Source organism: Novosphingobium sp. 63-713, assembly GCF_001898925.1.
GTDB lineage: Bacteria > Pseudomonadota > Alphaproteobacteria > Sphingomonadales > Sphingomonadaceae > Novosphingobium.
The window spans coordinates 160,500-178,380 of sequence record NZ_MKVS01000019.1; the positions used below are offsets into that span (position 1 = coordinate 160,500).

Annotated in this window: 12 protein-coding genes and 1 riboswitch; of the genes, 9 read left to right on the forward strand and 3 right to left on the reverse strand. The window is 62.4% G+C overall.

Going from position 1 to position 17,881, the window contains the following annotated elements; all coding sequences use genetic code 11:
* The first annotated feature begins 437 nt into the window (after positions 1 to 437).
* The 5 genes from BGP00_RS08980 (at position 438) to BGP00_RS09000 (ending at position 10,112) form a co-directional block, all read left to right on the forward strand.
* Positions 438 to 2,786 (forward strand): TonB-dependent receptor, encoded by a 2,349-nt coding sequence (locus BGP00_RS08980; RefSeq protein ID WP_292690502.1) that lies wholly within the window; start codon positions 438 to 440, stop codon positions 2,784 to 2,786.
* A gap of 464 nt (positions 2,787 to 3,250) precedes the next feature.
* Positions 3,251 to 5,527 (forward strand): TonB-dependent receptor, encoded by a 2,277-nt coding sequence (locus BGP00_RS08985; protein WP_292690504.1) that lies wholly within the window; start codon positions 3,251 to 3,253, stop codon positions 5,525 to 5,527.
* Positions 5,528 to 5,600: 73 nt separating this feature from the next.
* The gene (locus tag BGP00_RS08990; RefSeq protein ID WP_292690505.1) at positions 5,601 to 7,343 is read left to right on the forward strand and encodes an arylsulfatase; all 1,743 of its coding nucleotides are present in this window, start codon (positions 5,601 to 5,603) and stop codon (positions 7,341 to 7,343) included.
* Positions 7,344 to 7,370: 27 nt separating this feature from the next.
* Positions 7,371 to 9,065, forward strand: a complete 1,695-nt coding sequence (locus BGP00_RS08995; protein ID WP_292690506.1) for a sulfatase-like hydrolase/transferase — start codon at positions 7,371 to 7,373, stop codon at positions 9,063 to 9,065.
* Positions 9,066 to 9,185: 120 nt separating this feature from the next.
* The gene (locus tag BGP00_RS09000; RefSeq protein WP_246869891.1) at positions 9,186 to 10,112 is read left to right on the forward strand and encodes a magnesium transporter CorA family protein; all 927 of its coding nucleotides are present in this window, start codon (positions 9,186 to 9,188) and stop codon (positions 10,110 to 10,112) included.
* Here the strand turns inward: BGP00_RS09000 and BGP00_RS09005 are convergent.
* Positions 10,109 to 10,753 (reverse strand): TetR family transcriptional regulator, encoded by a 645-nt coding sequence (locus BGP00_RS09005; protein ID WP_292690507.1) that lies wholly within the window; start codon positions 10,751 to 10,753, stop codon positions 10,109 to 10,111. The two genes, BGP00_RS09000 and BGP00_RS09005, sit on opposite strands and share 4 nt — an antisense overlap.
* A 122-nt stretch (positions 10,754 to 10,875) precedes the next feature.
* Here BGP00_RS09005 and BGP00_RS09010 point away from each other — a divergent pair, with 122 nt between their 5' ends.
* On the forward strand, positions 10,876 to 11,931 hold the full coding sequence (locus BGP00_RS09010) for an aromatic ring-hydroxylating dioxygenase subunit alpha (protein WP_292690508.1): 1,056 nt from the start codon (positions 10,876 to 10,878) through the stop codon (positions 11,929 to 11,931).
* Positions 11,932 to 11,953: 22 nt separating this feature from the next.
* Here BGP00_RS09010 and BGP00_RS09015 read toward each other — a convergent pair whose 3' ends face one another.
* Positions 11,954 to 12,586 (reverse strand): hypothetical protein, encoded by a 633-nt coding sequence (locus tag BGP00_RS09015; protein ID WP_168601915.1) that lies wholly within the window; start codon positions 12,584 to 12,586, stop codon positions 11,954 to 11,956.
* A gap of 162 nt (positions 12,587 to 12,748) precedes the next feature.
* A complete protein-coding gene (locus tag BGP00_RS09020) occupies positions 12,749 to 13,621 on the reverse strand; it encodes a DUF2520 domain-containing protein (protein WP_292690509.1) in 873 nt (290 codons plus the stop codon).
* A gap of 90 nt (positions 13,622 to 13,711) precedes the next feature.
* A riboswitch (TPP riboswitch) is annotated at positions 13,712 to 13,821 on the forward strand.
* 33 nt (positions 13,822 to 13,854) lie between these two features.
* Between BGP00_RS09020 and BGP00_RS09025 the strand changes: the two genes are divergently transcribed.
* From BGP00_RS09025 to pnuC, 3 genes are read left to right on the forward strand one after another with little or no spacing between them, the layout of a single operon-like run.
* The gene (locus BGP00_RS09025; RefSeq protein WP_292690510.1) at positions 13,855 to 16,161 is read left to right on the forward strand and encodes a TonB-dependent receptor; all 2,307 of its coding nucleotides are present in this window, start codon (positions 13,855 to 13,857) and stop codon (positions 16,159 to 16,161) included.
* Positions 16,162 to 16,165: 4 nt separating this feature from the next.
* Positions 16,166 to 17,302, forward strand: a complete 1,137-nt coding sequence (locus tag BGP00_RS09030; protein WP_292690511.1) for a phosphotransferase — start codon at positions 16,166 to 16,168, stop codon at positions 17,300 to 17,302.
* Positions 17,302 to 17,853, forward strand: a complete 552-nt coding sequence (gene pnuC, locus BGP00_RS09035; RefSeq protein ID WP_292690512.1) for a nicotinamide riboside transporter PnuC — start codon at positions 17,302 to 17,304, stop codon at positions 17,851 to 17,853. The genes BGP00_RS09030 and pnuC overlap by 1 nt, the downstream gene beginning before the upstream one ends.
* The last annotated feature ends 28 nt before the right edge of the window (positions 17,854 to 17,881 follow it).

Below are 17,881 nucleotides of genomic sequence, written 5' to 3' on the forward strand. Positions count from 1 at the left end.
CTCCAATTTTTTAACGAGATTAAACAATGAGGGCGGCGTGTCAATAAAATGCTATCGTTTGTATTATACATTCATGCAAGCGATTGCGATTTCGCCGCTCCTGATGGCGGGGTGTTGTTGCAGTGCTGATATAGCGGGATTCTTTGATCCTATCCGTTGATTTCGGTTGCTTTGCCCTTGAAGGGCGCGGCTGGGGTCGTGGTGGGGGAGCGGGGCGAGGGGTGGGTAATTTCCTCGGATTCTAGCGATGGAATCGATTTCCGAATGTCAACTTAATATTTTAAAAACATATATATAAATCCATATAATAGGAAATATTGTTCTGACCTGCATCGGAACTCCTTCAATCGTATTCGTAAAGGGATAGCGTTGGTATTTATTTGACTCCCGATCCGCCTTCGCTATGCATCCGGCCATAACCACAAGGGGGAGTTGTAATGTTGAGGACTCTTTGCGCCCTGATGACGGGCGTTGCCACCATGGCCATTTGCGCACCTGCCATCGCCCAGACGGCCGACGGAGCGGTCCCGACGGCGCCGGGCGAAATCGTCGTCACCGCGCAGAAACGCGCCGAACGCCTGCAGGATGTGCCGGTCGCCGTGTCTGCCGTCACCGCCGACAGTCTGGCCCGGGCGCAGATCAATGATACCGCCTCGCTGTCCCGCGCGGTCCCCTCGCTGACATTCCAGCAAGGGCAGGGCTCGCAGTCCAATGGTTTCCGCATTCGCGGCGTCGGTTCGCAGCTCTTCAGCCTTGGCGTCGAGGCTTCGGTCTCCACCGTTGTCGACGGGGTCGTTGCGGCCCGCGCGACGCAGGGATTTTCCGATTTCGCCGATATTGAGCGCATCGAAGTGCTGCGGGGCCCGCAGGGCACGCTGTTCGGCAAGAACGCCACCGCCGGCGTGGTCAGCGTGATCACCGCCAAGCCCAGCCGCAAGCCCACCGCCTCGATAGAAGCCACCATCGCCGAAAAGGGCGAATACCGCGTGAAGGGCACGGTTTCCGGTCCCTTGTCCGAGACGGTCGCCGCCCGCATCAGCGCCTATTACAATGATGTCGACGGCTATATCTATAACGTGGCCACCAGGCGCAATGTCAATGGCAGCAAGTCTTGGGGCGTGCGCGGCAAACTGTTGTGGGATGCCACGGAAAACCTGAACTTCCTGGCCAGCGCCGACTATCGCAAGAGCAATGCGCTGTGCTGTCAGTCGGTGGCGGTGCAGACGGCGACGCCCGCAGTTATCGCGCTTTCGCCCGGCATCACGGCATCGCCCACGAACCGCCGGATCATCGACGATTCCGATTCCTTCAACAGCGAAAGCCAGTACACGCTTTCGCTTGAAGGCAATCTCGATCTGGGCGGCGCGACGGTCACTTCGATCACGGCCTATCAGCATTATGAGAATGATGCGAACAACGTCGTCGATCGCATCAACAATCCACTGCCGGTCTATACAGGCGGCATTGCCCAGTTCAATCAGAATGGCGGCACCATCGGTCTGAGCAGCTTTTCGCAGGAATTGCGCATTGGCTCGAACGGCAAGAGTGATCTGACCTATGTGGCCGGTGTGTTCTATGCCAATACTTCGGTAACGCGCGATTTCCTGCGTCGCCAGGCGCTTTGCAGCACCGGTACGCTGGGTGATGTCTGCGCTGCGCCGACCTATCGTTCGGTCTTCTCGCACGCCTATAACAAGTCGGAGAGCGTCTCGGCCTTCGGTCAGCTTGAATATCGCGTGGTCGGCAATCTGAAACTGCTGGGCGGCGCCCGTCTCCAGCGTGAGAAGACCTCGGTTGACGGCGTACGCTATGGCCCCGCGCCGCAATATCCCACTGATGCGGCGATCCCGGGCTTTGGCGCGATTTCGGGTTATCGCTCGGCATCCGACACCGCGCTTACGGGCAAGGTCGGCGCCAAGTACGAATTCAGCCGCAATGCCCAGACCTATGCCAGCTTCACCCGCGGCTATAAGGGCTATGGCTTCAACACCGAACCGGCGACCAATTTCGCCACCCAGACCCCGGTGCTGCCCGAATATGTCAATGCGTTTGAAGTGGGCTTCAAGGGCCGCACGCGCGACAATCTGCTGAGCGTCACTTTCGCCGCCTTCCTGTCGAATTACACCAACCTTCAGGTTCTGGCCAATGTCGGCACGCCCTCGGCACCCGCCTTTGCTCAGACCAATGCGGGCAAGTCGACCACCAAAGGCTTTGAAATCGAAGGCACGCTGCGCCCCTCGAACCAGTTCTCGGTGGGCTTTGGCGTGACCTATGCCAAATCGACGATCACGGCCGACGGCTTGAGCTGCGCTTTGCAAAATCAGGCGAGCCTCTATGTGGTTCCCATCGGCGGCACGCCGCCCGCCAACACCTGCTATGGTTCGGGCACGGGCCAGCAGAATATCGTCAATGGCCGTCTGCCCTATGCGCCCGAATGGCGTATCATGGTGTCGCCGCGCTATGAGGCCGATATCCCGGGCACCAATCTGACCGGTTTCGGCCAGTTCAGCGTCAATTATCAAAGCCGCCAGATCTTCGACATTTCGCAGGACCCGATGCTGACGCAAAAGCCCTATGCGATGGTCGATGCCAGCATCGGCGTGCAGGGGCCGGACAAGCACTACACCTTCACGGTCTTTGTGCGTAACCTGCTTAACCAGAACTACTATTCGTCGATGGCACATACCAGCCTGCTGGCCAGCGCCACCAATGCCAACGATCTGACCGCCTTTGTCAACAAGGACGCCAATCGTTACTTCGGCGCCACCTTCGGCGCCCGCTTCTGATCCATACCGTCCGGAGGGGATGTTTTCCCTTCCGGCGCCCCTTGTCGGGCGGAGCCCCCTTCTTTCGGCTCCGCCCGACGCCTGCTTTGCGGGCCTGCCAGGAACGGCGCTTTATTAATGGCTCTGCTTTTCGCCAAGGGCATGGTCGCATACGAATGGATGGATGGGCCCGGAGAGGGGGGTGAGGCATCCATCAAAAATCTGAAAAACATTGGAAATACTTCCGCTGCCCATCTTTGGATGAGGTGCGTTTCCAGCGTTTGAATCCAGCGTCGGACCGCCGGCAAAAGTCTCCGGACGTGTTTTTAGAGCGCTCTGACTTGACTTGCCATCGGTCCGAGACAATGTTGTCTTAGCGCAAGACAACCTTGTCATGAGTCTCTTCCCGGACACCGGGGGCAACGCGCGAAACGAATTACACAAGCAGTCGGTCTGCAAAGGACCGACGCAACAGGAGGGGATATATGCAACGCCACAGCAAGGCGCTTTGCGTCTTTACCAGCGCCATCGCGCTGACCATCGGTTGCGCCGCACAGGCGCAAACCGCCCAGGCGCCCGCCGACAATGGCGAAATCATCGTGACCGCGCAAAAGCGCGAACAGAACCTTCAGGATGTTCCTGTCTCGGTCTCGGTGCTTTCCTCGGCCGCGCTGATCAACAACCGCGTGGCCGGTATCGACCAGCTTGCCCAGATCGCCCCTTCGGTGAATTTCACCAACAGCGCCAACACCCGCGGGCAGGGCGTTTCGGTGCGCGGTATCGGCACGCTCAACTTCTCCGATGGCGTCGAGCCTTCGGTTTCGACCGTGATCGACGGGGTGGTGATCGGCCGCTCGGCCGCCTCTTTCTTCGATTTCAGCGACATCAACCGGGTCGAAGTGCTGCGCGGGCCGCAGGGCACGCTGTTTGGCAAGAACGCCAGCGCGGGCGCAATCAATCTGGTCACCGAAAAGCCCAATCTGACCAAGAACACTCTCGATGCCGCCGTCAGCTATGGCTCGTACAATGACCTGCGCATCAAGGGTTCGGCGTCCGTTGTGCTGGACCAGGGCCGTTTGGCGATGCGTGTGTCGGGCTTTCGTTCGACCGCCGATGGCGTCATCACCAATCTCTACAACGGCCAGAACCTGAACAACACCAACGGCTGGGGCCTGCGCGGCAAACTGTTGTGGGAGCCGGACAGCGACACCTCGCTCTATATCATCGGCGACTATTCGAAGAACGACCGACGCTGCTGCGTCTCGACCATCCGCTCGATCCTGCCCACCACCACCTATTACACCGGCCAGACCCGCACCCAGTTGACCGCCGGGCAACAGCTTGGCCCCATCAACCGCACGGTGAACATCAACGGTGACACGTTCGGCAACCAGAGCGCGAACGGCGTTTCGGCCGAATTCAATACCAAGGTGCTGGGTCAGACGCTGACGGCCATTTCGGCCTATCGCACCTTCAAGAGCTTTGACAACAATGACCTCGATGGCACGCAGATCAACATCTATGACCTCAACAACGCGCTTCAGAACCAGAAGCAGTTCACGCAGGAATTGCGCCTGACCTCGCCTGCGCATCAGCGTCTGGAATATGTGCTGGGCCTCTATTATTTCTGGCAGGATCTCAAGACCACCACGCAGGTTGCGGGCAACGGCCCGACGGCTCTGCCCCCGGGCCAGTTTCTGGGCGCGCAGGTTGATCGCGGCATCAAGAGCAACAATGGCGCCGCCTTTGGCCAGTTGACCTTCCATGCCACCGACGCGCTCTCGCTGATCGGCGGCTTCCGCTATACGGCTGAAGACGCCACCGCCAATTTCAACCGCTACAACATGCCCGGCGCCGCCGGTCCGGGGCAGAGCGGGGCGGCCTATCTGTCGCCGCCGCTGCATTTTGCCAACCGCGATTTCAGCTACAAGCTGGGCGCGGATTACAAGATCTCGCGCGATGTCATGGCCTATGTCACCTATACCCGCGGGTACAAGGGCCCGGCCATCAACATGCTCAACAACCTGAACGCAGCCGTCGTGAATTCGGGTCAGGCGATCCTGAAGCCGGAAATCGCCCGCAATCTGGAAGTGGGTCTGCGCACGCAGATGTTTGACCGCAAGCTGACTTTCAACGTCACAGGTTTTCACGAGACATTTGAGAACTTTCAGGCCCAGACCTTCAACGCGCTGCTGTCCACCTTCACCCTGTCGAATGCGGGCAAGCTGACCTCGAACGGCGTGGAGCTTGAAGCCTCGGTGCGTGCCGCGCCCGGCCTCAACCTGTCGAGCAATGTGGCCTATACCGAAACCAAGGTCGATGGCTTCATCATCTCGTGCTATCCGGGCCAGACGGCAGCGCTGGGCTGTGTCAGCGGCCAGCAGAACGTGTCGGGTCAATCGCTGGCCAATGCGCCCAAATGGGCCTTCACGCTGGGCGCCGACTACACGCGCGACATTGGCGATAATCTGCGCGCCAAGGCCAATCTGGGCTATACCTATCGCTCGTCGGTGTTCTTTGCCTATTCCGACCCCAACACGGTTCAGGGCGGCTATGGCCTGCTCAACGGCTCGCTCAGCCTTGAGACGCAGGATCGCCGCTATCGCCTGACGGTTTGGGGCAAGAATCTGGGCAACCAGCATTTCGTCACCAGTATGGGGACCGGATACCTCGACACCTCCTCCACCGGCGCTGGCTATACCCAGTTGCTGACCACCGACGCGTTCCGCACCGTCGGGGTGGAGGCTGCTGTCCGCTTCTGATCCCTTCCCTTGTCGGAAGGGGGCCACCCCTCTTCATGGGCCCCTTCCGGCGTCATATGGAAATCCCCGTTTTATGAACCTCACTCGTCGGCGTTTTGCTGCCACCCTGCTGGCAGCCACGGCCCTTGCGGGCGCATCGCGTATTCAGGCCGCCAGCGGGCGCACGCGCCCCAACATCGTGACCATTGTGCTCGACGATGTGGGCTATTCCGATCTTGGCTGCTTTGGCGCCGAAATCCGCACCCCGGCGATGGACAGTCTGGCCGCGGGCGGATTACGCTATGCAAGGTTTGATACCAAGGCAGTGTGTGCATCAACCCGCGCTGCGCTGATGACGGGGCGCAACAGTCATTCGGTCAACATGCCCGATGTGCCTGATGTGGCCGGGCCGATGCATGATGATCCGCGCATTCCGGGCATGTTCCGCCTGCCCGCCAATGCCCAGACCATGGCGCAGGTGTTGCAGCGACAGGGCTATGCCACCTGGGCGGTGGGCAAATGGCACCTGATCCCGCTGGATCACCTTGGCCCCAACGGCCCGCGTGAAAACTGGCCGCTTCAGCGCGGTTTTGACTATTTCTACGGCTTCCCAAAGGGCTGGACCGACCAATACAAGCCCCAATTGGTCGAAAACAACGGCTATGTGCAACGCGATTTGCCCGCCGATTACCACCTTTCGGCCGATCTGGCCGACCACGCGATCGACCTGATCCAGCGCCATGCGGGCGGCGAGAGCAAAGACAAGCCTTTCTACCTCAACCTGGCCTTTGGCACCGCTCATGCGCCCATTCAGGTGCCGCGCACATGGTCGCAGCCCTATGATGCGGTCTATGAAAAAGGCTGGGACGCCATCCGCGAGGAACGTTTCGCCCGTATGAAGAAGATGGGCATCATCCCGCCCGAAACGCTGCTGCCCGGACGCGAGGCGGCCGACCGGGCGTGGAAAGACCTGTCCGAGGACGAGAAGGTCGTCTTTGCCCGCTATATGGCGGTCTATGCCGGTTTCATCGAACATTGCGACCATCAGATCGGCCGGGTGCTGGACACGCTGCGCCGGCTTGGCCTGATGGAAAACACGCTGGTCGTGCTGCTCTCCGACAATGGCGCGGCGGCCGAGGCCGGGCAGGACGGCGAGTTTGACGGCCTTTACATGCCCAATCACATACCCATTGCCGAACAGCGCGCGCGGTTGGACGAGCTGGGCACGGTCAAGACGCAGGCCGCCTATCCCCGGCCATGGGCCTTTGCCGGAACCACGCCGCTGCGGCGTTACAAGCTGTGGCCCTATTCGGGCGGCACGCGCACGCCGATGATCATGCATTGGCCCGCCGCGCATGTGCCCGATCCGGGGGCGGTCCGGCGGCAATTTGTCGATGTCATCGATATTGCCCCCACGCTGCTGGACGCGGCGGGCACCGGTTTCGAAGCGATCCTCGATGGCGTGCGCCAGATGCCGGTGGCGGGCCGCTCGGTGCTGGCCACGATGACCCATCCCGATGCGCCGGGCCGCCGGACGCAATATTTCGAACTTCGCGGCAACCGGGCAATTACCGACGGCAACTGGCGCGCGATCACCATCCATGGCTGCAACACGCCCTATGGTCAGGATCATTGGCAATTGTTCGATCTGGGCAAGGATTTTTCCGAGGCCCATGATCTGGCCGCGCAATATCCCGAGCAGGTCGCCCGGCTCAAGGCGCTCTGGGATGAGGAGTGGAAGCGCCATGTGGGCGTCGCTCTGGCCCAGCCCATGTCGTTCACCTGCGCCGGGCGCGATCTGTTCGACCGGACGCCCGTCAACGTTGCGGGCAATTAAGCCCGGCCCAACAGGAAGGACATGTCGATGAAGTGCAAAGCAAGCCGCCTCGCGCTCGCCTTCACGCTGCTCTGGGCCGCCCCGGCCATGGCGGGCGAGGTGGCGGGCAGCGTGACCGGGCCGGATGGCAAGCCGATGGCCGGACTTCGGCTGACCATCCCGGAACTGATGCGCGAAACCACGACCGACAGCGAGGGGCATTACCGCTTTGACACGCTGCCCGCAGGCGCGATGTCGGTCAGCGCCTCGGTGCCCTTTCTGGCGCCGGTGCACCAAACGGTCGATGTGCCCGCCACCGGACAGGTCAGCGCCAATCTGACCATGGCGCCCAATCGCCTGCTGGTGGGCGCGGCGGCGATGCGGGGCGAACCGGCGGTCGAACATGCCGCGCAAAAACAGGCCTATCTCGATCAGGTGGCCAAGGCCGCCGCCCATGGCAGGAAGATGAATGTCGTCGTCCTGCTGTTCGACGATCTGGGCTATGGCGATCTCTCCTCCTATGGCAACACGCTGATCCGCACGCCCAATATTGACGCGCTGGCCGCGCGCGGGGCGCGGTTGACGCAGGCCTATTCCGGCTCTCCGGTGTGCACGCCCTCGCGCGCGGCGCTGCTGACCGGGCGGTTGCCGCATCGTTCGGGCGCGGCGCATCATGTGTTCTTCCCCAGCGATCATCCCATGGCCACGCTGCGCCGCTCGCTGGGCTGGGCCAATGCTTTGCCGCGCGATGAAATTACGCTGGCCGAGGTGATGGGCAAGGCGGGCTATGCCACGGGCGCCTTTGGCAAATGGCATCTGGGCGATGTGGCAGGCAGCAGGCCCAACGATCTGGGTTTCCAGACCTATTTCGGCGTGCATTACAGCAATGACATGAAGCCGCTGGCCATCTATCGCAACCAAACGGTGGATACGGCCAGCGCGCAGACCAAGCAGGAAACGCTGAACGAGCGCTTTGCCGACGAGGCCATTTCCTTCATCGGCCAGAACCGGGATCGCCCCTTCTTCGCCTATGTGCCGTTTACCGCCCCCCATTGGCCCCACGTGGCCAATCCGGCGCACAGCGGCCAGTCAAGCGGCGGCCTTTACGGTGATGTGGTGGAGGATCTGGACCATCAGGTGGGGCGCATCGTCAAGGCGCTGGATGAGATGCACCTTTCGGAAAACACGCTTCTGGTCGTCACCAGCGACAATGGCGGCGATTATGACGGCTCGGTAGGTAATCTGCGCGGGCGCAAGGGTGAGGTGTGGGAAGGGGGAATGCGCGTGCCCGCCTTTGTGATCTGGCCCCATGTGACGCGGCCCGGCGCGGTGGTGGACGGGATGGCGATGAATGTCGATCTGTTCCCCACCATTCTGGGTATGAACGGCATTCCCATGCCCACCGACCGGGCGATGGACGGCAAGGATCTGCGCCCGGTGCTGGCGGGGCAGGCGGCCAATGTGCGCGACACGCTGTTCTACACGACCACATGGACCGGAAAACCGGTGGCGGTGCGGGACAATCGCTTTAAATTCATCGAGCCGTTTGATGACAATGGTCCCATGGGCGGGGTAGCCGGGCGGGCGCATCCGATTGGTCCGGCCTTGTATGATCTGGCCGCGGGCAACGAATCGCAGAATGTCATCGGCCTGTATCCCGACCGCGCCAAAGCCTTGCAGCAGGCGCTGGCGGCCATGCAGCAACAGGCGCAAAGCAATCCGCGCGGATGGCTGACGCCCTAGGTCTGTTGGGGACCGCGCGCCCGATCTGACATGATTGTTGCGATGCGCGGAGCCATACGGCACTTAGGGCGTTGTTTTCGCAAAGCCATGGCAGGATGAAGGCCCCCGATGAAGACCATCATGAGCGAAGCGGTTGAAGGGATCGGCGGGGTATGGATTGATCTTTGCGAACCCGACGAGGCCGAATGCCAGGAGATTGAGAAGCTTTACGGCATTCGTGTGCCGACGCTGGAAGCCCTGCAGGAGATCGAGAGTTCGAGCCGGTTGCGCATCCACGATGGTGTGCTGAACATGAGCGCGCCCCTAATGACGCCATCGGAAGGGGAAAGGTGGGTGATGGCGCCGGCCGGCTTCATCCTCACCGGCGATGTGCTGGTGACCACCCATTTTGCGCATATCAAGGCCTTTGACATCGCGGCCGAAGCCTTGAAATCGCGTCCCGAGCCAACGCCTGCGGGCGTGCTGGTGCGGGTGCTGGAAGAGCTGGTGGACCGCGCCGCCGATCAGCTTGAGCATGTCTCCGAAATGATCGCCTCGGTTTCGCGCACGATTTTCTACACTGATCTTGATGCGCGCGGATTGAGCCGGGAAACCGCGATCCTGCGTCATTCGATCATCAAGCTGGGCCGGGCCTATGACCGGGCCTCGCGAGTGCGCTATATGTTTTTGAGCATCGGCCGCATGGCCTCCTTTGTCGCGGATCGGTGCCAGGACCATCTCGATGACGATCTGGCCACCCGGCTTCAGTCGCTGATCCACGACATAGCCTCGCTCGATGAATTCGAGATGAGCCTGTCGTCCCGCACCCAGTTTCTTCAGGACGCCGCCAACAGCCTGATCAGCATCGAGCAGAACGATGTGGTCAAGGTGCTGACGGTGGCCTCGGTGGCGGGCATTCCGCCGGTGCTGGTGGTCGGGATCTATGGGATGAATTTTCACAACATGCCCGAATTGTCATGGGCCTGGGGCTATCCCATGGCTTTGGGCCTGTGCCTGGTGACGACGCTTATCCCCTATCTGTGGTTCAAATGGCGCAAATGGCTTTAGGCCGGGATCAGGATCTGCCCGATCATATGGTTAATGGCGCGCTCGATCCAGCTTGGCGCGCGCGGATCGGCCCCGGTCATGGCGGCGATCAGGTCGGGATTGCCAAAGGTAATGAGCGCTGAGCCGATCATGCTGAAATAGGCGATTTCCGGTGTGGCGTGGCCCAGCGCGCCCACCTCGGCCAGAGCCTGAAACAACGGGCGCAGCCTGTCCCACACCGGCTTGCCGATGGTTTCGACCACCCATGCGTGGCGCTCGGAAAGAACGGAAAACTCCTGCAGCATCAGGCGCGTCAGGCGCGGATTTTCAGCATAGCTGCGCAGATAGCCGGGCAGCACTTGCCGCGCCGCCTGTCGGGGATCGCGGAGCATGTCGGGCGTGAGGTGCTCGGCCAGATAAAGCTCTCCCTCGCGGGCAAAAGCCTCGATCACCTGTTGCCACAGCGCCAGTTTGGACGGGAAATAATAGGCCAGATGACCCTGTTCGATCCCGGCGCGCGAAGCAATGGCGCGCGTGCTGGCTCCGGCAAAGCCCAGATCGGAAAAGACGGTCAGCGCCGCCTCCAGCACGAGGCGGCGGTTTTCCGCTCCGTCATAGCGGGTTTTGGCATAGCGGGCGTTGGCGGCTTTGGCGCGGGGCATTGCGCCCTCATGCCTTGGCGGCCTGCGGCGCGCAAGAGAGCGTGAGTTTGTCGATTGACAAATATCTTTGTCATATGACAAACAAGGCCCAAGCCCCAAAGGGTGCCATACGGGAGAATGCCATGACCTCGCCAACCTATCCGCTGACCGTCGATCAACCCTATCCGCGCAACCAATGGTGGGTCGCGGCCTATGCCGCCGAGGTGGGGCGCGACCTCCTGGCCCGCGATATTCTGGGCGAACGGGTGCTGCTCTATCGCACCGAGGCGGGCGAGGCGGTGGCCCTGTCAGGCATTTGCCCGCATCGCGCCTTTCCGCTGGAAATGGGGCGGCTGGTGGGCGACCATGTGCAATGCGGCTATCATGGTTTCACCTTTGGCGCCGATGGCGGCTGCGTGCTGGTGCCCAGCCAAAGCGGCGTGCCGCAGAAATCCTCCCTGCGGCGCTATCCTGTGGCTGAACAGGGCGATCTGGTGTGGATCTGGACCGGGCAGGCCGATCTGGCCGATCCGGCGCTGCTTCCCGATTTGGGCGCGGTGGGGCTGGGGCGGCCGGATTGGGCATCGGAACAGCATCCGGTCTGTGAAGTGGCCGCGCGCTACACTTTGCTGATCGAGAACCTGCTGGACCTCAGCCATGTCACTTTCATCCATGCCGCGACCATCCCCGGCGGCGAAAAGGTCGCGCAGATCCCGGTGGCCGTGATCGAGACGGATCATAGTCTGACGGTCCAGCGCAAAGGCGAGAACCTGCCGATCAACCCCCTGCTGAAAATGCAGTTTCCCGATCAGGACGGGCCGGTGCATCAGCATTTTGATGCCGAATATCTGGGGCCTGCCATGATCCGCACCGGCGGCGCGGTGCATGATGCGGTCAGCGGGCGGCGGCTGGGGACCAGCAATTTCCTCCACATGATTACACCCGCCAGCCCGACGACCCTGCGCTATTTCGTCATCACCGCGCGCGATTTCGGGCTCGACAATCCGGCGCTGGGCCAGATCAATCTGGGCATGGGCACCCGCATTCAGCCCGAGGACAGCGCCGCGATCGCGGCCATCGAGCGGGTGTTTCAATCCGGCGTGACCTTGCCCGCAGAAATCAGCGCGCGGGTGGACAATGGCGCGCTCAAGGTCCGCCGTCGACTGGAGGCGCAAATCCGCGCGGAGCAGGCGGCCTAGAAAGCCGCCCGGTCAGGCATCGCTATTCGTCCAGAAAGCCCAGATCGAGCCCCGGCACGCCATAGACGATGGCAGGCGGCAGCTTGACGCCCGGCGGCGGCACATGGCGCAGCCGGGTGATAGCGTTTTGCAATTCGCTATCGGTGGTCCGAAATGCCATCGTCTGCAACTGGTCGGTGGCGTTTCGGCCAACGGGCAGCCAGCGCATGTTGCGCGTGTCATCGAAGTGATCGACATAGACTCCGGTTCCATCGACGCCGACACGCAATTTCACGTCGCCGGTCGATGCCGCCAGAGTGGAGGCGTTTAACCGTCCCTGTATCACGGCGGCATTGCTGATCGTGAACCAGAACTGCCGAGTCTGTCCGGGGGTCAGACCCGCCGCCGCCTGCGTTGCGGCCACTTCCAAGGCAAGGAGTCCGCCTTGGGACATGACGATCAGCGTGTTTTGATCCGGCTTCGTGCTGCCGCCATAATAGGCTACAAGATCGTTCAGCTTGCCTCGTTTGCGCTGGTTGGAGGCGGTTCGCCGTTCGGCAAGAACCCGAATGCCTTCATCGATCAGTTCGGAAACCGTCATCGGCGTGTCGACGACGTAGAGATGTTTGTATCCGAAGTAATTGCCTGCCCCGGGATCAAAAAACGTAACCGACATACGCCTCTCCTCAGAACTTATGGGGCGGTTCTATCAAATCTTTCGGGGTTCGACAATCGGAAGGGCTTTGAAAAGCCGCGCGGCCATGGCAATAATTGTTGGTTTAACAATCATTAAGTGTAAATACCCTTTCTATCCGCAGCGACGCGCCAATCTTCCCACTTATTCCGAAGGACTTTGGCGCAGCATGGCGCGCATGTCAGCGGCCACTTCTCTTCCGCCGTGTTCCAGCGCGTCGAGCGTGGCGCTTCCCATCGCGCGATAGGGCCCGAGCAGGCCGGGACAATCGCGCTCCAGCGCCGTCAGATGGCCGCTGATCGTTTCGCTGTCTCCGCGCAGCAAAGGGCCGGAGAGCGCGCCGAAACCCATCGTCAGGCTGTTCTCCAGCGCGGCCCGCACCAGCGGCGCCAGCAGCGCCGCGCCATCGGCTACCCCGGCGTTGGCCAGCGCCTCCATCGACCCGGCCATCAGCGTGACCAGATGATTGGCCGCATGGCATAGGGCGGCGTGGTAGAGGGGCCGCTGCGCCTCGGCAATATCGACCGCCACACCCCCCAGCGCGGCAACCAGCCGATGGGCGATGACGGCGGTTTCGACCTGCGCGGCGGTTACGGCAAAGCGGGCGCCTGCCATGCGGCGCAGCTCGGCCGCAGGATCGCCGGTGAAGGTCATCGCCGGATGAATCGCCGCCGTCTTCGCGCCGCGCAATGCCAGTACTTCGAGCGAGGCCAGACCGGAGCGCCCGCTGACGTGAAAGACGAAGCCTGCGCCATGCTCCGGCCACACAGCGGCCAGCTCACCCGCAACGCTATTCAATGCATCATCCGACACGGCCAGTGCGATCACATCGCAGACTTCGGCCAGTTGCGCCATGTTCTGCGCTGCCTCGCCCCCCAACTGCTCGGCCCGCTCGCGTGATCGTCCCCAGACCAGCAGCGGCAGGTCGGACCAGTCCGCCAGCCCCAGAGCCAGTGCGCGCGCCACGCGGCCTGTGCCCACAATGCCGATGCGATGAAAGCGGGGTGTCTTTGTCATGCCCGACCTATATGGCCTGTCCGTCCGACCCGCCAGTGGCCCCGGTCGCGGCTTTAGGACTTCCCACCGGCGCAAAGAACGCCTAGAGGGCGCCCATCCCCGGGGGGCCGCTGATGCGCGGCTGAGAGGTGGTCAGCAGACCACGACCCGCTGAACCTGATCCGGTTGATACCGGCGTAGGGAGGGTTGGCGGCCGGTCCGTTGTCTCTCCCTTTTGAGTGCGAGAGACGATTATGGCCAATATGATCCGTATGCGTTTGATGGGTTGCAGCGCGCTGGTGCTGGCCGGTTTTGCGGTGCATGCCCCCGTGCAGGCTCATGCCGCCGATGCCGACAATGCCGCAGACACCATCCGCGTCATCGGCCATCCCGATCCCGAAGGCCTGCTGCCCGAACAGAGCGCGCCCAAGGCGATCAGCGCCATTTCCGCCGATTTCATCATCAAGCAGGCCCCCACGCTCAACGCCTTTCAACTGGTCAACCTGCTGCCCGGCGCGAATGTGTCCTCCAGCGATCCCTATGGCCTCTCGACCAGTTCCAGCCTGACCATGCGCGGTCTGGGGCAGGATGAGATCGGCGTGCTGATGGAAGGCGCGCCGCAGAATGACATCGGCTATTACTATGCCTATCCCTCGCAATTTGCCGATGCCGAGAATGTGCGTCAGGTGGCATTGGCGCAGGGTTCGGTTGATCTGGATTCGCCGGTGCTGGGCACGGCGGGCGGGCTGCTCTCGCTCAGCCTGGATGATCCGGCGAAGAAGCGCGGGGCGCTGGTCGATCTTTCGCTGGGGTCTTACAATGAACGGCGAGCCTTTTTCCGCTTCGACACCGGCCTGATCGGCAACAGCGGGGTGCGGGCCTTTGTCTCCTATTCGAACAACCGGGCCGACAACTGGCGCGGGGCGGGCTATGATCTGCGCAACCATATTGACGCCAAGCTGCTCAAGGAATGGGGTGAGGGCAATCGCGCGAGCCTTGCCATCTCATTCAATTCGGCCAAGACCTCGGCCTATCCCGGCCCGACGCTGGGTGATTGGCAGACCTATGGGCGCGGGTATAATTTCGACAAGACCTATACGACCGGCGACACTAATTACTGGCGTTTCTATCGCGCGCCGTTCCGCAACATCTATCTCTCGGCCCCGGTGCATCTGCGCTTCAATGACCGGCTCAGCCTCGACACGACCACCTATCTGCAATGGGGCTATGGCAACTCGCCCTATGGCACGCAATTGGCGACCACCGGCAATTATCTGGGCACCGAGGCGCTGACCCAGCCGATCGCGCTGCCCGGCGCGGATGCCAATGGCGTGGCCACGGTGCTGGGCAATTGGACCGGCAACCAGTTTCGCGGCGGCAATGTGACCAAGCTGGTGTTTCAGGCGGGCGCGCACCGCCTGACCGCCGGGGTGTGGTTCGACTATGGCAATGACCGGGTTATCCAGTCCTATACTTCGGTGGGCGCGGATGGCCAACCGGCCGACGAATGGGGTTATCAGGACCGCGCCATCCGCACCGCCGATGGCCGCTTGCTGGCCTATGAAAATGCGCGGACGCTGACCATTTCCAAGGCGTTTTTTGTGGCCGACAGCATCGCGATCACGGATCGGTTGACCGCCGATCTGGGCTTCAAGGGCGTCGATGTGCTGCACAGCGGGCGCAATTTCCTGCCCGGCCCGCAATCAGGGGTGCATTTTGACAGTTTCGCCGCGCTGCCCCGCGCCGCGCTGCATTATCGCCTTGATGATCGCCAGCAGGTGTTTGCCAATATCACCACCAATTTCCGCGCGCCCAATGAATATACGCTCTACAACACCTATGATTATGGCGCGATCAGCACGCAGGGCACGACCGCGCTGAAAAACGAATATTCGGTGTCGCAGGAACTGGGCTATCGCTATATCGGGCCGAACCTGTCCTTCTCGCTGACAGGTTTCCATTACCATTTCCGCAACCGCCAATTGTCCACCATAATCGACAGCGGCGGCGCTCTGGTCTATTCGACGATCAACGCGGGCAGCCAGACTTCCTATGGCATTGACGGCGAAATCGACTGGCGCCCGGCCAAGGGGGTGAGCCTCTATGTCTCGGGCGAATATCTGCATACGCGGATCGACAGCGATCTGGCGGTGGGCAATGACTTTCTGCCGACCAGGGGCAGGCAGGCGGTGTCCAGCCCCGGCTTCCAGTTCGGCGTGGGCAGCACCTATGACGACGGGCGCCTGTTCGGCAGCACTGCGCTGAAATATGTGGGCCGCCAATATTCCACCTTCATGAATGACGAGAGCATCCCCGCCTATGCCACGCTCGACCTGTCGGTGGGTGTGCATCTGGCCGAATGGATCGATGGCAAGCGCACCGATCTGCGGGTCAATGCGATCAACATCACCAATCCGCGCGTGCTCTCGGGCGTGCAGAGCGTGGGCCTGAATGCGCAGGATACGACCGGGCGGGGTGGCACGGTGATTTCGGGCGCGGCCCCGTCCTATTACATCGGCAGCGGGCGCGCTTTCGTGGTGACGCTGGCCCGCGCGTTCTGATGGCATGAGCGGCGCGGCGCATCTTGTCCATGGGCATCTTGTCCACGGTATGGGGACCGGGCTGGAGGCCCCCGTCTGGCCCGCCATCATCCCGGAGGAGGCCGGGGCGGTGCTGGCGCATTTCCCGCTGGCGGGGCGCCCGACCGCGCTGCCATGGCATTCGCCGCGCCCCTTTTCGGCGGCCGCGCTGGTCGAGGCCGAGGGGGGCAGGTTCATCCTCAAGCGCCACCACTGCACGCTCCGCTCGCCCGAGGCTCTGGCGCAGGAGCATGGCTTCATCGCCCATCTGCGCGGGGCGGGCATGCCTGTGCCCGAATTGATGGAGGCGGGGGGCCGGACCGCCATCGCGCAGGGCGAATGGACCTATGAACTGCACCGCCTCTCGCCCGGCCTTGACCTCTATCGTGAGCGCCCGTCGTGGACGGGTTTTCTTGCGCCCGCTCATGCCCATGCGGCGGGGCGCGCCCTGGCGGGTCTGCACCGGGCCGCGCAGGATTTTGCCGCCCCGCCGCGTGGCGTCGATCCGCTGATCGCGGGCTGGACGATCCTGCCCGCGCGCGATCCGATGGCGGCGGCGCAGGCCTATGTCGCGGCAAGGCCCGGGCTGGCGGAATTCCTGCATGGGCGCCCGTGGCAGGAGGAACTGGCCGCTCTGCTTGGCGCGGTTTCACCGGATCTGGCCGCCCAGCCGCTGCTGTGGACTCATAATGACTGGCACCCGTCGAACCTGCTCTGGACCCCGGCGGGCGAGGTGGCGACGATCTTCGACTTCGGTCTGGCGACGCAGACCTGCGCGCTCCACGATCTGGCCACCGCGATCGAGCGCAGCGCCATCCCATGGCTGGATATGGCCGATGGCGCGCCGATAAAGGGCGATGTGGGCGCCGCGATTGGGCTGATCCAAGGCTATGGCGAGGTGCGGCCGCTGAGCCTCGAGGATATGGACACGCTGCTCGCCCTGCTGCCGCTGGTCCACGTCGAATTTGCCCTGTCCGAGGTCGATTATTTTGCCGGGCTGCTCAATGATCCGGCGCAGGCAGGGCTGGCCTGGGATGGCTATCTGATCGGCCATGCGGATTGGTTCGCCTCGGCGGCGGGGCAGGCGTTTCTGGCGGATGTGCGCCGGGGGGCGGGGAGCTGATGTCGCCGCTCGAAATCATCGCGGTGGCAGTCAGCTTCCTCGGCATCTGGTTGACGGCGCGGCGCGCTATGCTGTGCTGGCCCGTCAACCTTTTGGCCTGCGCGCTTTATTTCAAACTGTTCCTCGATGTGCGCCTCTATGCCGATATGGTGTTGCAGGCCCTGTTCGGTCTGGCCATCGCCTATGGCTGGCTCGCGTGGAGTCGCGGGCGGCGCCATGACGGCCGCGTCACGGTACGGCCTCTGCCGGCATGGGACGCGGCGGCGGGGTTGACGGCGGGCGCCTTGGGCGCGGTGGCCATCGGCTGGTTCACCAGCCATTATACCGATGCGGCTTTGCCCTGGATGGACGCCGCGCTCAGCAGCTTCAGCCTTGTCGCGCAATATTGGACCGCCCGGCGACAGGCGGCCAACTGGCTGCTGTGGATCGTGGTGGATGTGCTCTATGTCGGCATGTTCGCCTTCAAGGCCCTGTGGCTGACGGCGGGGCTCTATGGGGCGATGGTGGTGCTGGCGGTGCTGGGCTATCGCCGCTGGCAGCAGGAGCGATAGGCCCCCGGATCCATCAAACGGGGGACTT